The following is a 15,274-nucleotide window of genomic DNA, read 5'->3' on the forward strand; positions in this document are numbered from 1 at the left end:
GGCTCGCAAAAGTTGGAAACCGAGTTCCGGAACGACCGCTGCCCCGCAGCCAACAGGAAAGGAGAAGGACCATGGGATTGCTGGACAAAGTCGAGCGCGGCATCGAAAAGGCCGTCCGCGGAGTCTTCTCCACCGGTTCCCGCGCCCAGGTTGAGCCTGTCGAGATCGCGAGCCGCCTCCGCACCGAGGTGGACAACAAGGCCATCACGATCGCCGCGGGACGCACCCTGGCCCCTAACGTTTTTGACGTACTCCTCAGCAGCGAGGACTTCCAGCGCGCCCAGGAATGGGGCACACCGCTCGCGGAGGAACTGTGCGACGTCGTCATCAACCATGTCCGCAGCCAGGGCTACACCCTCCAGGGCCCGGTCCGGATCAGTTTCCGCCGCGATGAGGAGCACCGCGCCGGGAATTTCGACATCACCTCGCGGACCGAGAAAGCCTCCGCCCCTTCCGTCCCGGCGCAGCCGGGTATTCACGGCAACGTACCCGCGGCTCCGACACGCCAGCCGGCGCAGCTTCAGCCTGTGCTGGACATCGACGGCCAGCGCTATTCGCTGAACGCGCCCTCAATCGTCCTCGGACGGTCCTCCGAAGCAGACATCCTTATTGACGACACCGGCGTTTCGCGCCGCCACCTGGAAATCCGGACTGGGCCTGGTACGGCCCAGGCGATCGATCTCGGCTCCACGAACGGCAGCTACGTCAACGGCCAAAAGATCGTAGGCAGTTCGGATCTTGCTGACGGCGCCACGATCATGATGGGACGAACCAAAATCATCTTCCGCCTACTGCCCGCCCACCCAGGCGGCCACGCATGAGCGAATTGACCATCACGGCCCTGCGTTTCGGGTTCCTCATCCTCCTGTGGGTGCTGATCTTCAGCATTGTCTCGGCCATGCGCCGCGACCTGATGATCGGCCGCAAGGCGGCGGCCGGTGCCCCCACGGCACGCCAGGTGCGCAAGAATCCTTCCCTTGCTGAACCGCCGCCCGCCCCCGTCAAACAGCAGGCCCGCCAGCTGATCGTGACCGAGGGGCCGTTGAAGGGCACCACCATCGCCCTCGCGGCGAGCCCCATCCTCCTTGGCCGGGCACAGGAAGCCACCCTGGTCCTGGAGGACGACTACGCCTCGGGCCGCCATGCCCGCCTGTTCCCGCAGGGCAGCCGCTGGTTCATCGAGGACCTCGGCTCCACTAATGGCACATATCTGGCAGACCAGCAGCTGACCCGGGCCCTCCCGGTGGAGCTGGGCGTCCCCGTGAGAATCGGCAAGACGGTCATCGAATTGAGGCCGTAGCCGTGGCTGCCCCGGAATTTCCCGCAGACAGGGCCGAAGGCAAGCCAACTGCCCCGAAGCGGCCGCTCATCATGCGCTACGCCGCGCGGTCAGACGTCGGCCGCATACGCGCCAAGAATGACGACTCCGCCTACGTCGGCCGGCACCTCGCCGTCGTTGCCGACGGCATGGGTGGCCATGCCGGCGGCGACGTCGCCTCCGCCGCGACCGTCCTGGACATGATCCACCTGGACCATGACGACTACGACGGCGACGCCGGGACCGTGCTCGCCGACGAAATCCAGACGGCCAACTCCCTGCTGTCCGAACTGGTGCACATGAATCCCAAGCTCGCCGGGATGGGCACCACGGTCACGGCCCTGCTCCTCGCCGAAGGAAAGCTCCACTTCGCCCACATCGGCGACTCCCGGGCCTACCGGCTGCGCGACGGCGAGTTCGAACAGGTCAGTGTCGACCACACCTTTGTCCAGCGGCTCATCGATGAGGGCAGGCTCCGCCCCGAAGAGGCCGAAACGCATCCGCACAAGAACGTCCTCATGCGCGTGCTCGGCGACGTCGATGCCAGCCCGGAGCTTGATCTTGACACACTGGCAGTCCAGGCCGGGGAACGATGGCTGCTCTGCTCGGACGGCCTGAACTATGTGGCCGGCCACGTCGTGGAGCGCACCGTCCGGGAGACGAAGGACCTGGGCGAATGCGCCGAACTGCTGGTTGAACTCACGCTGGAGGCCGGCGCCCCGGACAACGTGACCGTGGTGGTACTCGACATCGCCGAGCCGACACGCGATGACGTCCGGACCGCCGCCGTCGACGTCGTGCCCGCGCCCGCAGCGGCCGCCGGGACGTCAGCGCCCGCCGCCCCGGCCGGACCCCTGGCCGGGCCCCTGGCCGGGAGCACCGTTGGTGCCGCGAAAACCCCCGGCGAGTCCGTAAACGAGTCCGTAAAGAAGGACAACTCCGTCCAGGACACCGGGCCCGCCGCGCTGGCCGCCGCGGCAGGAGCCTCGGGGCCGCCGGCCGACCCGGCCGCAGGGTCCCCGGCCGACGGCACATCGCCGGCCGCCGCCACACAGAAGGCCGCCGAGGGCAAGGAACCCGAGACCACCACCGACCCGCATCTGGGCGAACACCTCTCGGCCGAAGTCCTGCGGGAAGAACTCTCCATGCGCCCGCACGAACTTGTCGGGGCCGCCGCCGCAGCAGCGGAATCAGGGTCCATTCCTTCCATCGCCGGACGCACCGTGGCCCGGCGCGCGGCCACGGTCCTCACGCACAAGTCCGAACAGGACCGCGAGGAGGCAGACGACTTCAGGCCCGCCGGACGGCCGCGCCGGTGGCTTACCGTATCCATTGCCGCCGCGATCGTCGCGCTGCTGGCCGTCGGACTCTGGCTTGGCTACGCCTGGACCCAGACGCGCTACTACATCGGCGAACACGATCAGCATGTGGCCATCTTCAACGGCGTCTCCCAGCGTCTCGGACCCATCCAGCTTTCCACTCTCGAAGCGGTAACCGATATCAAGATGTCCGACCTTCCCGAATTTTCGCAGCAGCGGGTGCGCCAGACTGTGCCCGCCCGCGACCTCTACGACGCGCAGCGGATCGTCAAAAACCTGGAACGCACCGGCACGACCGCCCCGGCCGATGAATGCCTCACCCCGTCCCCCGCAGCGACGGCCGCCGGTGCCACCCCCTCCCCCGGCACCACGGCCAAGCCGGGCTCCACGGCGTCGCCAAGTGCCACAGCCTCCCCTGGAGCGGCCAAGCCGTCGCCATCCGCCACCCCGACTACGAATTGCGAGGGGGCCAAATGACACCCATCGACCCCGTGCCCAGGCCACGACGAAACGTGGAGCTTGTCCTCCTGGTCCTCGCCCTCGCCGTAGGGATTGGTGCCCAGGCACTCGTGGGCGTGGACCGGCAAAAAGCGTTTGACACCGACTTCTGGTTCCAGTCCGGACTCCTGGCGTTGGCCGCCCTCGCCTTCCATGTGGTGCTGCGGCTCCGCGCAAAATATGCCGACCCGGTAATACTTCCGCTCGTGGTCGCCCTTAACGGGCTGGGCCTGGCCATGATCCACCGGCTGGACAGGGTGGGCGAAGACACCGGCAACAACCAGCTGCGCTGGACCCTGGTGGCCATGGCGGTCGCGATCGCGGTCATTTGGTTCCTCAAGGACCACCGGATCCTGCGCCGCTTCACCTATATCTCCCTGGCCATCAGCGCCGTGCTCCTCATCCTGCCGCTGGTTCCCGGCGTCTCCGCCGGAGAGGTCCTGGGTGCCAGCGTCTGGATCAAGATCGGTTCCATGACCTTCCAGCCGGGTGAAATCGCCAAGATCACGCTGGCCATCTTCTTCGCCGGCTATCTGTCGTCGAACCGGGACCTCATCCTGCTGGCGGGCCGCAAGATCGGCCCGGTGCAGTTCCCGCGGTTCAAGGACATGGGCCCCATGATCACCGCCTGGCTCGTGAGCATCGGCGTGCTGGTCTTCCAGCGTGACCTGGGATCCTCGATCCTGTTCTTCGGCCTGTTCCTCGTCATGATCTACGTCGCCACGAGCCGCATCAGCTGGGTGATCATCGGCCTCGTGCTGATTGCCGTCGGCGGCGTCGTCGCTGCCCGCGTGTTCTCGCACGTGGCCCTGCGGATCGACGGCTGGCTCAACGCGTTCACCGATGAGGTCTACGGCCGGCAGTTCGGCGGCAGCCTCCAAATTGTCGAGGGCCTGTTCGGCATGGCCAACGGCGGCCTGGTCGGCACCGGCCTCGGCCAGGGCCGGCCCAACCTCGTCCCCTTCGCCAACAGCGACATGATCATCGCCTCCTTTGGCGAGGAACTGGGCCTGATCGGCGTCTTCGCGATCGTCCTGATGTACCTGCTGCTGTTCACCCGGGGCTTCCGCGCCGCGCTGGGCACCCGTGACGCGTTCGGCAAACTGCTCGCCACCGGGCTCTCCTTCGCGATCGCGCTGCAGTGCTTTGTGGTGATCGGCGGCGTGACGCGCCTGATCCCCCTGACCGGACTTACGACGCCGTTCCTCGCCGCCGGCGGGTCCTCGCTCCTGGCGAACTGGATCATTGTGGGTCTGCTGCTCATGATTTCGCACTCCGCGCGCGGCCCGGTGGATACAACGCCGTTGCCGCCCGGCCAGGAACCCGGTGCGCGCAAGAACTTCCCCGTGCTGCCTGCCAAACCGGCGCCGGATCCCCGTAACAGTCCCGACGCACCCACCGAGGCGGTGAAACAGCTGTGAACCAGGCCATCCGCAATTCATGGATTGCCGCCATCGCGATGTTCGTGCTGATCTTCGGCGCGCTCAGCTATGTGCAGGTGGTTGGCGCCGACGAGCTTAAGGCCAACGCCTGGAACAGGCGCGCCATCCTGCAGAACTACTGCAACGACCGCGGTGCGATCATTGTCGGCGGCACCCCGGTGGCAGAGTCCGTGCCCGCCACGGAAAGCTGCAAATTCCAGCGGACCTACTCCCAGCCCGAACTCTACGCGGGCGTCACCGGCTACTTCTCCAAGAACTACGGCCTCACCGGACTCGAGAAGTCCATGAACGATGTCCTGGCCGGCAGCTCGGACCAGCAGTTCCTGGACCGGGTGGGCCAGTTGTTCCTCGGCAACCAGCCCAAGGGCGCGTCCGTGGAGCTTACCCTGGACCCCAAGCTCCAGAAGCTGGCGTACGACCTCATCCCGGACGGCATTCGCGGGCACATCGTTGTCACCAACCCGAAGACCGGCGCGGTCCTGGCCATGGTGTCCAAACCGTCCTATGACCCCAACCTGATTGCCACCCAGGACGCTGCCGCCGAACAGGCCAACTACACCGAGCTGAACCAGGTCCCCGGGATCAACCTGAACCAGAACGTCTCTGGACCCACGGGCGAGCTGCTGGCACCGGGATCGGTGTTCAAGCTCATCGACACCTCTGCGGCGCTGAAATCGGGCAAGTACAACAAGGACAGCGACCTGCCCAACCCGGCCGAGATGTCCTTCCCCGGCATCGACTACAAGCTGCCCAACTACGCGGGCGGCAACTGCTACACACGCACGACGGCGTCGTTCGCGTTTGCCCTGCAGCAGTCCTGCAACACACCGTTCGCCAGCATCGCCCTGGACCTGAAGCAGAAAGCCATCGCGGACGAGGCGGAGAAATTCGGCTTCGGCCAGGACTTCGGCGACCAGCTCAAGCTGGACAGCGCCCCAAGCTTCTTCCCGACCGAACCGCTGGACGACGCCGGGCTGGCGCAGTCCTCGATCGGCCAGCGCGACGTCCGCGCGACGCCGCTGCAGATCAACACCATGACGGCGGCGATCGCCAACGACGGAGTGCAGATGCAGCCGAACCTGATCAAGGCCGTACGCGCCCCCGACCTGCGGACGATCAACGAACCGAAACCCCAGGCCCTGCGCACCGCCACGACTCCGGAGATCGCACGGCAGATCAACGAGTGGATGGTCAGCGTTGTCGACGACGGCATCGCACACCGTGCGGCCGTGCCCGGTGTCCAGGTGGCCGGCAAGACCGGTACCGCGGAACTCGGCAACGGCCTGAACAATTCTTGGTTTACCGGGTTTGCCCCGGCAAATGACCCGCAAGTGGCCGTCACCATCGTCATGGAAGGCGTAGACATCACCACTGGCGCAAACCTAACCAGTCCGAACGCGAAGAAGATTTTTGAGGCGGTGTTGAATAAGTGAGGCCTACTTCGGGAATCACCCTCGGCGGCAGATTCCAGCTGACCACGCGCATTGCGATCGGCGGCATGGGAGAAGTCTGGAAAGCCAAAGACCTGATCCTTGGCCGCATCGTCGCCATCAAGGTGCTCAAGGAGGAATACACGGGCGACCCCGGTTTCCTGCAGCGCTTCCGCGCCGAGGCACGCCATACCGCCCTGCTGAACCACGTGGGCATCGCCAACGTCTTCGATTACGGCGAGGAAGAGGGTTCCGCCTACCTGGTCATGGAACTGGTTCCGGGCCAGCCGCTGAGCAGCATCATCGAGCACGAACAGGTGCTTTCCCCGGACCGCACCCTTTCGATGATCGCCCAGACGGCGCGGGCCCTGGCAGTCGCCCACGCCCAGGGCCTCGTGCACCGCGACATCAAGCCGGGGAACCTGCTCATCACCCCCGACGGCCGCGTCAAGGTCACCGACTTCGGCATCGCGCGCCTGGCCGACCAGGTTCCGCTGACCCAGACCGGCCAGGTGATGGGCACCGCCCAGTACCTGGCACCCGAACAGGCCACGGGGCAGACTGCCACCGGAGCCTCGGACATCTACTCCCTCGGCGTCATCGGCTACGAGTGCCTCACGGGCCACCGGCCGTTCTCCGGGGAATCCCAGATCGCCATCGCGCTGGCCCAGGTCAACGATGCGCCTCCGCCCCTGCCGGACACGCTGCCCAGGCCCGTCCGCGCCCTGCTGATGTCCATGCTGGCCAAGGATCCGAAGAACCGCCCGGCCGACGCCATCAAGCTGTCCGAGGCGGCCGAGGCCATCCGCAACGGTGATATCGCCGCCGCACACGCAGCCGTACCGGGCATGCTGCTTTTCGAGGCAGCCACCGGGCCCATCACGGCCCCCGTCGACGTCCCCACAGCGGCCACCAGCGTCATTGGCTCCAGCGCCGCGGAGGACAAGTCGACGTCGGCGACGTCCGCGCTGCCCGTCGTGGGCGCCGCCGGTGCAGGTGCGGCCGCGGGCCTGGCAGCAGGCGCTGCCGCAGCCAGCGGCTACGGCGCCCGCAACGCTCTCAACCGCGCCGATGCCCTGGCGGCCGAGCGAAGCTGGGTGCAGGAAGAGGAGGAAGAAGACTACGACGAGCCGGAGGAGGAGCCGAAGCGCCGCGGACGCAGCCCGTGGACGTGGCCGCTGATTGCGCTGATCCTGCTGGTGGTGTTCGCCCTGGTCGGTGTGGTCCTGAGCCAGGCCGGCAGCCTCTTCCCCTCGCAGGGTCCGGCCACGAGCAGTGCCACGTCCAGCATCGCGAAACCGAGCAGTGCCACGCCGTCGGCGTCGTCGGCTTCCCCGACCGAGACCCCCACCCCCACGCCCAGCTCAGCGACACCCACCGAATCCACCCCGGCCGCGGTCAACCTGATCCCGGACGCCTACCTCGGGCGGCCGTACAACGATGTCCGCAATGAGCTGATTGGCAAGGGGCTGCAAGTCACCGGTGTCGAGGTCGTCAACGACGCGACGCCAGGCACCGTCACCAACATCGATCCCTCCGGTGCCGTCCAGCCGGGCACCACCATCACGGTCAGCTACTCCAAGGGCCCGGAAATGGTCGACGTCCCGTCCATCAAGGCGGGCGCCAGCGAGGCTGAAGTCCAGCAGGCAATCCAGGACGCCGGGCTGCGCTGGGCCAAGGGAGCCGACGTCAGTCCCACGAACAAGAAGGAAGATCCGGGCACTTTCGTGAGCTCGCAGCCTCCTTCCGGGTCCAAAGTGACCGCGGGAAGCGTCGTGACCTACCACCTCGCCAAGGCCACGGCCGCATCCCCTTCACCTTCAGCTACCAAGTCCGGACCCTAAACGATCATGAGCAATACACCCCGCACTCCGTCGCACAGGGAGGAACGCCCGGCGAACACGCAGCGCGTCCTCAGCGGGCGCTATGAGCTGGGTGAGCTGATCGGCCGTGGCGGCATGGCGGATGTTTTCCGCGGCCTCGATACCCGGCTGGGACGTACCGTGGCCGTCAAGCTGCTGCGCCCGGACCTGGCCCGGGATCCGCAGTTCCAGGCCCGCTTCAAGCGCGAGGCCCAGGCTGTCGCGGCACTCAACCACCCCTCGATTGTGGCTGTCTTCGACACCGGGGACCACGCGGTCCCCGGTGATCACGACGACAGCGTCCGGGTGCCCTACATCGTGATGGAGTTCGTTTCCGGCAAGACCATCCGCGACATGGTGCGGGCCAAGGACGTCACCATCGACCAGGCGATCGACTTCACCCTGGGCGTGCTGTCCGCGCTCGATTACAGCCACAAGGCCGGGATCGTGCACCGCGACATCAAGCCCGCCAACGTGATGTTTTGCCCCGATTCAAACAGCGTCAAGGTCATGGACTTCGGAATCGCCCGCGCCATTGCGGATTCGTCCGCCACCATGACACAGACGCAGGCCGTCGTCGGCACGGCACAGTACCTGTCCCCGGAACAGGCCCGGGGCGAAGCCGTCGACGCGCGCAGCGACCTGTACTCCGCCGGATGCCTTCTCTACGAGATGCTGACCGGCCGGCCGCCGTTCATCGGCGACAGCCCCGTCTCCGTGGCCTACCAGCACGTTCGTGAGATCCCCGAGCCCGCCAGCAGCCTCAATCCCGAAGTCTCCGCCGCGCTGGACAGCGTGTTGATTAAGGCGCTGCAGAAGAACCGCGCAGACCGTTTCCAGGACGCCGCCGCCTTCCGCCGCGCCCTGCGGGCCGCGCGCAGCGGCGTTCCGGTGACGGCGCCGTCCGCCAGCGAGGCCCCCACCGACCCCACCAACGAGGTTCCCCGGCACGACCCCCTGGCGCCCACGGCAGCTTTCTCCCTGACCGGCGCCAAGTTCCTCGACGATTCCCCCGGCGGCCGGCTGCGGCCCGCCGAAGAAATACCCGACGACGAGGAAGTGCTGCAGCCGGCGGGCACCGAACTCTATGGCATTGCGGACACCGGCAGCCTGCCGCTGGCGCTGCCGGTCGAACGCGAGCACACCCCGCGCCAGAAGACGCGCCGCCGCACCTGGATCGCGACGCTCGTGGTCCTCACACTGCTGGTGCTGGCCGGCGGCGGCCTGTGGCTGTACAACCTCATGAATCAGGCCCCGCCGCAGGCAACCAAGGTACTGGTTCCCACGGTGACGTCCCTGACGGAATCAGAGGCCCTGCAAAGGCTGTACAACGCAGGTTTCAAGCCACAGCTCCAACGGCTGCAGCACGAGAGCATTCCCAAAGGCACCGCGATTGGCACCGTGCCGACGTCGGGGAGTTCCATGGACGCCAACTCGGACATCATCCTCAACATCTCCGAGGGCCCCAGCGCGATCACCATTCCGACGGATCTGCCCGGCCGGACCGAGGCGGCAGCCCGCGATCTTCTCCACCAAACGGGGCTGACTGGCGCCCTCACCACCAAGATGTCCAACAACCCCACGGTTCCGGTCGGCATTGTCATCACCACCAACCCGGCCCCCGGCCAGATTGTGGCCGTGGCGGACGCGGTCGAAATCGTCGTCTCCACCGGCAAGGTGGCTGTGCCGCAGCTGATCGGGCTGCCGCTGGCGGAGGCGGAGGCGAAACTGAAGGAACAGGGCCTGGTGCTCAAGGCCACCGAGGTGGAGAACTCCCAGGTGGCTCCGGGCAAGGTGACAGGCCAGGCCGATGCCGCGGATTCGCTCGTCGAACAGGGCAAGACCATTACCGTGACCGTGGCGAAGGCACCGGCGCCGCCGCCGCCCCCGCCGTCGCCCACACCGACGCCGACCAAGAGCGCGTCCAAAGAGGACGCGGCCCTGGGCGGACTGTTCCCCTAACCCGGTCGGGAAAAACCTAAGGTGCCGGCTACCGCCGCGCCCGCGCTTTCAGTGCCTGCCGGGTCAGTGTTTGATGAGCGGGCTCAGGTCCGCTGCCCGTTCGGCAGCGCCCGCCATGCCCAGTGACTCCAGCCAGTTGCCGAGCATCTGGTAGCCGCCTTCGGTCAGGACGGATTCCGGGTGGAACTGGACGCCGCACAGCGGGGCGGTGCGGTGCTGCAGGCCCATCACCACACCGGTGCCCGTTTCCGCGGTGATCTCCAGGACCTCCGGGATGCTCTCGCGGACAGCGGCCAGCGAATGGTAGCGGGTGGCCGTGAGGGGCGACGGGAGCCCCGCAAAGACGCTGGTTCCATGGTGTTCGACGAGGGAAGTCTTGCCGTGCATCAGTTCGGGAGCGTGCGTCACGGTTCCGCCGTAGGCCTCCGCCAGCGCCTGGTGCCCCAGGCAGACACCCAGCATGGGCTTGTCGTAGCTGCCGCACCACTTGATCAGCTCAATGCAGACGCCGGCCCCGGCTGGATTCCCCGGACCGGGAGAGATAAGGACCCCGTCCCGCGCCTCGGCCATTTCGATCGCCTCGGCGAGCGTGACGTCGTCGTTGCGGACTACGGTGGTCTCCGCACCGAGCTCCTGGAGATAGCCGACCAGGGTGTAGACAAAGCTGTCGTAGTTGTCTACGACCAGGATCTTCGTTGTGCTCATGGGTGCCTTGCCGAACCAATCGTTGAATCTGTTAACTGGGTGAATTGCGCCAGCCAGGGAAAAAGGAACTGAACCATCAATACCAGTGCTCCGGCCGCCAGCACCAGCGCGGTCGCAATCCTGAGCCACAAGGGCCCGGGAAGGCGGCGGAAAAGCCAGCCATACATTCGTCAGCCTTCCCCGGCCGCGCGGGCCGCCCGGGAAATTTCAGCCGGCGGTCCAGCCGAAAGGGACTGCCACCGCTCCAGCAGGGCGTAGGCCACAAAGCGTTCCTCGGAGCCAAACCGCGGGTTGCAGCTCGTCATGGTCAGGTAGCTCTCTGTCGGCGCGGCGCCCGGCCGCATCGGCACCGGCAACAGCACATCGGTCCGCGAGGGGAGGACTGTCTGGCTGTTCCGGAACACGTAGACATAGTAGCCCTCACGGGTCTGGACGTAGATCCGGTCCCCGGGCACCAGGGCGTCGATATGGTCCAGGACGGCGCCGTGGGTCTGCCGGTGCCCTGCCAGGGCGAAGTTTCCCGCAGCCCCTGGCATGGCCGTGCCCTGATAGTGCCCGATGCCCAGAGTGTCCAACACCGCCGGAGTGGTTCCCTGAACGATTGGACGCGTGTATCCGGCGCCGAAACGGGGAACATACAGGATGCCGATGGTCGCGCCCTCGGCCGGTTCGGGCGCGACGGCGGGATCCGGGGCAACAGCCGACGGCAGAGGCGGCGCTGCGGGAGCGGCTGTTCCAATCCCGCGGGCAAAGTCGTGCACCGCCTCGCGCTGCCGGGCGTCGGAGGCCACATTCGTCCACCACAACTGCCAGGCTACAAAGAGCAGGACAATGACGCCCACGGTCAGGAGCAGCTCGCCCGCGACGTGGATGGAGCGCAGGAGCAGCCCGCGGCGGCTGCGCGCCGTCCGGCCGGATTCCTGCTCCAACTCCAGCACTGCGGGTTCTCCTCCAGGACGGTTGCGCGGGTCCACGGCGTGGCCGGAACTACAGCTAGAATTGTGCGACACAAGAATTCAAGCTCGACCAAGAGCACGTTGGCCGGCGGGGGCTCGCTTCCTGCAGGATACCAAGCCACGTTGGCCGCTCTTGTTCCAGCCCGCCAAGGAGGATCAGTGCCCGAGTCGAAGCCGCGTAAAAGGACTGCCCGTGTGGCCCCGCAGACTTCTGCCGCGGAGGCCTACAAGCCCAATCCGGTCTGGTTCAAGCCCGTCATGTTTGGCCTGATGATCATTGGCCTGCTGTGGATCATCACGTTCTACATCACAGAGGGCGCCTTCCCGGTTCAGGCTTGGGGCTCGTTGAACATCGTCGCCGGCTTCGGAATCGCGATCATCGGCTTCCTGATGACCACACGCTGGCGTTCCTGACACCAGGCCCGCGCGGCGCAGATCCCTGACGGGCCGGTACACACAGTGTGCCGGCCCGTCGCCGTTAACCCACAGCACTAGTCCCGGCCCAGCGAAGGAATCCAGATGACCCCGGCAGTAAACGGCTCGACCATTGGCGACGACGGACTGGCGCGGCCGGCGTGGGCCGCCGTGGATCCCATGCTGCGCGAGTATTACGACTCCGAATGGGGCATGCCCGTCCGGGACGAACAGGGCCTCTACGAACGCATCAGCCTCGAGGGATTCCAGGCGGGGCTTTCATGGGCGACGATCCTGCGCAAGCGGCCCGCTTTCCGCGCGGCGTTCAAGGAGTTCGACCCGGAACTGGTGGCGCGCTTCACGGACGCCGATGTGGAGCGGCTCATGCTCGATGCCGGGATCGTCCGGAACCGGCTGAAGATCCAGGCAACCATCACCAATGCCCGCGCTACTCTGGCGTTGAGGGACGACGGCGGCCTGGCTGACTTCGTATGGGCGTTCCAGCCGCCCGCCACACCCCGGCCGAACTCCCTGGATGAGGTCCCCACCACCTCGGCCGAGTCCGTCGCGCTCTCCAAGGCGCTGCGCAAGAAGGGCTTCGCCTTCGTGGGGCCCACCACGATGTTCGCGCTCATGGAGGCCATCGGAATGGTGGACACCCATCTGCTGGACAGCCACCGGCGCGGGTCATCGGGCGTCTGGCCACATTGACCCGGCGGCGACCCGGCGAGGTCCCGCCTCATTATCCACAGCTGTGCACAAGTCTGGGGAAACTTATCCACACTGTTCATAAGTTTCCGGGTCTTCATGCGGTTCAGCCGGGTTCCGAGGCCACAGCGGGGCGCAAAGCCACTGTTGAGATCCCCGGACGGTTCTGAATTACACGGCTGTAAGTTATTAACAGTGTGGATTTCCTGTGGACAAGTTCCCCGATCCCGGCAACAGGCCGCGGATGGCACCGCGGTCCCGCCGCACGGCCGGCTCACGGCAGCCTCGGGGCCGCCTCGGGGCAGGCCGGCCGCCCGCCGTTGTGGCCCGTCCCGACCACAGCTGCACCGGGCGAGTTATCCACTTAATAACAGCTCACTACCCACAAGTTATCCACAGCTGGGGATAACAGCCGGCGCATCGGAGCCGCAACCCCCTCTGCCGGGCCATGAGCCGGGTTAAATCCCGCGGATGCTCAGACCATCAAGTTATTAACACTGTGAATAACCCTGTTGAAACACACACCGCGGCCGTCCCACGGCCCGTCGCGACCTGCCGCCGCCGCGCGCGGGCCCTGTGGGGGCGACAGTGCTGGGAGAACGTCGGGGAGACGCGGCGCCGCCTGGAGGTCCTGAGGCACCGGTCCCTGGCGTGCCCGTGGCACCGTTCTGTGGAGTACTCCCTGGAGTGCCAGCGGCGCAGGGCCGGAACAGGGCTGGTGCCGCCCAGCGCCAGGTAACAGGGCCTGGGCGGGCAAAGTTGTCCACTTACTCACAGGGCAACCCACAGAAGTTATCCACAGGTGTGGAGATCGGGTCGGCAGCATCGCCTGCAAGCTGGATAATCGCCAGCCCGGGCGGTCAGAACCGGGTCGTCACAGTGAACTACACGCTTGTAAGTTATTAACAATGTGGATAACCGCTGTGGAAAACTCTCGGATCCGCACCTGTGATTCAGGTTCGGGGCGCGGCCCGGGTGTACAGGGGGAAAGACCCACAAAGCGGAGGGAACAGCCAAGGAACACCAGCGAGGGAAACACTGCAAAAGAGTGAAGGGGCCGGGCGTTCAATTCCGGCCGGTTACGGCCGATTGCGGCCGGGGACTTCGGCAGGAGCGGGCTAAGCGCCGGCGCCGGCCATCCGCACGACGGACACGGCGATCACCAGGGCCAGGACCACCGCGAGGCCGATGGCCTGCAGCAGGGTCTGCCGCGGGCCGCGGGGGGTGTAGGCAATCACGGCGGCGCTCAGGGCGCCGGTGACGAGGCCGCCAAGATGGGCCTGCCAGGCGATCTGCGGGACCATGAAGCCGATGACGCCGTTGATGGCAATCAGGACCAGGAGCTGGCGGACTTCGCCGCCGCGCTGGCGCTGGACCACCAGCAGGGCGCCGAACAGGCCGAAGATGGCGCCGGAGGCGCCGACGAGGCCCACCGGGCCGTTCAGCGGATACACCGGGGTCAGCAGGAGGAAGCCGACGGAGCCTCCGACGGCCGAGAGCAGGTAGATGGCCAGGAAGCGGGCGTGGCCCAGCAGCGGCTCGAGGATCTGGCCGAATATCCACAGCGTGTACATGTTCAGGACGATGTGGAGCAGGAATCCCTGCGAGTGCAGGAACGCCGAGGTGAGCATCCGCCACGGTTCAACGCCGGTCAGGGCGGGAGCGTAGGCCAGTTGCTGGTAAATCCCGTCGTTGGGGACTATCCACTGCAGCGCATAGACAAGGGCACACAGCGCGATGATCACGTAAGTGACCACGGGTTTGCCGGCGGTCACGGCGCCGCCGTAGACGGTCCTGACGGCCGGCGTCGTGCGCTTGGTTTCGTTGACACAGTCAACGCATTGGAATCCGACGGCGGCCGCCCGCTGGCAGTCGGGGCACGCAGGGCGCCCGCACCGCTGGCAACGCACATAGGCGGGCCGGTCCGGGTGTCTGGGGCATACCGGGACCTCTGCGGACGGCTCTGCCGCCGGAATTCCGTAGCTCATGGTGGTGGGTTAGAGCTTTTCGATGTCAATGCTGTTAATGGTGACATCCTCGACGGGGCGGTCGCCCATGCCGGTGCGGACGCCTTCGATCGCGTCGACGACCTTCTTGGATTCGTCATCGGCGACCTCACCGAAGATGCTGTGCTTGCCCTGCAGCCAGCCGGTGGGGATGGTGGTGATGAAGAACTGCGAGCCGTTGGTGCCGCGGCCCATCTGGACGCCGGCGTTGGCCATGGCCAGCTTGTACGGCTCGTTGAAAGTCAGTTCCGGGTGGATCTCATCGTCGAACTTGTAGCCCGGTCCACCGGTGCCGCGGCCCAGCGGATCGCCGGCCTGGATCATGAAGTCCTTGATGATGCGGTGGAAGATGGTGCCGTTGTAGAGCGGCGTGCCGGTCTTGTCCTCGCCCGTTTCCGGGTGGGTCCAGGCCTTCTCACCGGTGGCCAGCCCGACGAAGTTGTCGACGGTCTTCGGCGCGTGGTTGCCAAAGAGGTTGACGACGATGTCGCCGAGGCTCGTGTGGATGGTGGCTTTTGCGGTTGCGTTGGCAGTCATAGGGCCCATTCTTCCATGACGGCTACGCCCGCATAGGGCCGCACAGTCAGTTCCGCGCTGGGTGAAATCCACTGGAAATCGGCCTGAAGAATAGCCGGTGCGTTCCTAGACACGTAG

The 15,274-nt window shown here is 66.4% G+C and carries 13 protein-coding genes; 9 read left to right on the top strand and 4 right to left on the bottom strand.

What is annotated here, in order from left to right; all coding sequences use genetic code 11:
* Positions 1-71 precede the first annotated feature (71 nt).
* Genes AC1DDH_RS13105 through pknB form a run of 7 tightly spaced genes read left to right on the top strand, consistent with a single transcriptional unit; the run spans position 72 to position 9,831 of the window.
* The gene (locus AC1DDH_RS13105) at positions 72-821 is read left to right on the top strand and encodes an FhaA domain-containing protein (protein WP_223914854.1); all 750 of its coding nucleotides are present in this window, start codon (positions 72-74) and stop codon (positions 819-821) included.
* On the top strand, positions 818-1,300 hold the full coding sequence (locus AC1DDH_RS13110) for an FHA domain-containing protein FhaB/FipA (protein WP_018775647.1): 483 nt from the start codon (positions 818-820) through the stop codon (positions 1,298-1,300). The genes AC1DDH_RS13105 and AC1DDH_RS13110 overlap by 4 nt, the downstream gene beginning before the upstream one ends.
* Positions 1,301-1,302: 2 nt before the next feature.
* Positions 1,303-3,114 (top strand): PP2C family protein-serine/threonine phosphatase, encoded by a 1,812-nt coding sequence (locus tag AC1DDH_RS13115; RefSeq protein WP_476955589.1) that lies wholly within the window; start codon positions 1,303-1,305, stop codon positions 3,112-3,114.
* The gene (locus AC1DDH_RS13120; protein ID WP_476850716.1) at positions 3,111-4,556 is read left to right on the top strand and encodes an FtsW/RodA/SpoVE family cell cycle protein; all 1,446 of its coding nucleotides are present in this window, start codon (positions 3,111-3,113) and stop codon (positions 4,554-4,556) included. Before AC1DDH_RS13115 ends, AC1DDH_RS13120 begins: the two co-directional genes overlap by 4 nt.
* The gene (locus tag AC1DDH_RS13125; protein WP_476850715.1) at positions 4,553-6,010 is read left to right on the top strand and encodes a peptidoglycan D,D-transpeptidase FtsI family protein; all 1,458 of its coding nucleotides are present in this window, start codon (positions 4,553-4,555) and stop codon (positions 6,008-6,010) included. Before AC1DDH_RS13120 ends, AC1DDH_RS13125 begins: the two co-directional genes overlap by 4 nt.
* Positions 6,007-7,851, top strand: coding sequence for a protein kinase domain-containing protein (locus AC1DDH_RS13130; RefSeq protein ID WP_476850714.1), 1,845 nt, complete (start codon positions 6,007-6,009; stop codon positions 7,849-7,851). The genes AC1DDH_RS13125 and AC1DDH_RS13130 overlap by 4 nt, the downstream gene beginning before the upstream one ends.
* A gap of 6 nt (positions 7,852-7,857) precedes the next feature.
* Positions 7,858-9,831: a Stk1 family PASTA domain-containing Ser/Thr kinase gene (gene pknB, locus AC1DDH_RS13135; RefSeq protein ID WP_476955590.1), complete on the top strand. Its 1,974-nt coding sequence runs from the start codon at positions 7,858-7,860 to the stop codon at positions 9,829-9,831.
* Positions 9,832-9,894: 63 nt separating this feature from the next.
* Here the strand turns inward: pknB and AC1DDH_RS13140 are convergent, their stop codons facing one another.
* Together AC1DDH_RS13140 and AC1DDH_RS13145 are read right to left on the bottom strand one after the other, a co-directional pair.
* Positions 9,895-10,536 carry an anthranilate synthase component II gene (locus AC1DDH_RS13140; protein ID WP_476856755.1) on the bottom strand — a complete coding sequence of 214 codons (642 nt, stop codon included), beginning with the start codon at positions 10,534-10,536 and terminating at the stop codon, positions 9,895-9,897.
* Positions 10,537-10,706: 170 nt separating this feature from the next.
* Entirely contained in the window at positions 10,707-11,474 is a 768-nt protein-coding gene (locus AC1DDH_RS13145) for a class E sortase (RefSeq protein ID WP_476859648.1), read from the bottom strand.
* Positions 11,475-11,651: 177 nt separating this feature from the next.
* Between AC1DDH_RS13145 and AC1DDH_RS13150 the strand changes: the two genes are divergently transcribed.
* Positions 11,652-11,906, top strand: coding sequence for a cell division protein CrgA (locus AC1DDH_RS13150; RefSeq protein ID WP_028278234.1), 255 nt, complete (start codon positions 11,652-11,654; stop codon positions 11,904-11,906).
* A gap of 105 nt (positions 11,907-12,011) precedes the next feature.
* Entirely contained in the window at positions 12,012-12,617 is a 606-nt protein-coding gene (locus AC1DDH_RS13155; protein ID WP_476870304.1) for a DNA-3-methyladenine glycosylase I, read from the top strand.
* Positions 12,618-13,732: 1,115 nt separating this feature from the next.
* On the opposite strand, the gene AC1DDH_RS13160 is transcribed toward AC1DDH_RS13155, so the two are convergent.
* Together AC1DDH_RS13160 and AC1DDH_RS13165 are read right to left on the bottom strand one after the other, a co-directional pair.
* Positions 13,733-14,602, bottom strand: coding sequence for a rhomboid family intramembrane serine protease (locus tag AC1DDH_RS13160; RefSeq protein WP_230008395.1), 870 nt, complete (start codon positions 14,600-14,602; stop codon positions 13,733-13,735).
* 9 nt (positions 14,603-14,611) lie between these two features.
* The gene (locus AC1DDH_RS13165) at positions 14,612-15,157 is read right to left on the bottom strand and encodes a peptidylprolyl isomerase (RefSeq protein WP_026538031.1); all 546 of its coding nucleotides are present in this window, start codon (positions 15,155-15,157) and stop codon (positions 14,612-14,614) included.
* Between the last annotated feature and the right edge of the window lie 117 nt (positions 15,158-15,274).

It is taken from the genome of Arthrobacter sp. 10T425 (assembly GCF_056393985.1).

Coding starts and splice junctions, on each gene's coding strand:
- AC1DDH_RS13140 (WP_476856755.1), bottom strand. CDS start 10,536: ATGAGCACAACGAAGATCCTGGTCGTAGACAACTACGACAGCTTTGTC.
- pknB (WP_476955590.1), top strand. CDS start 7,858: ATGAGCAATACACCCCGCACTCCGTCGCACAGGGAGGAACGCCCGGCG.
- AC1DDH_RS13160 (WP_230008395.1), bottom strand. CDS start 14,602: ATGAGCTACGGAATTCCGGCGGCAGAGCCGTCCGCAGAGGTCCCGGTA.
- AC1DDH_RS13105 (WP_223914854.1), top strand. CDS start 72: ATGGGATTGCTGGACAAAGTCGAGCGCGGCATCGAAAAGGCCGTCCGC.
- AC1DDH_RS13120 (WP_476850716.1), top strand. CDS start 3,111: ATGACACCCATCGACCCCGTGCCCAGGCCACGACGAAACGTGGAGCTT.
- AC1DDH_RS13165 (WP_026538031.1), bottom strand. CDS start 15,157: ATGACTGCCAACGCAACCGCAAAAGCCACCATCCACACGAGCCTCGGC.
- AC1DDH_RS13155 (WP_476870304.1), top strand. CDS start 12,012: ATGACCCCGGCAGTAAACGGCTCGACCATTGGCGACGACGGACTGGCG.
- AC1DDH_RS13110 (WP_018775647.1), top strand. CDS start 818: ATGAGCGAATTGACCATCACGGCCCTGCGTTTCGGGTTCCTCATCCTC.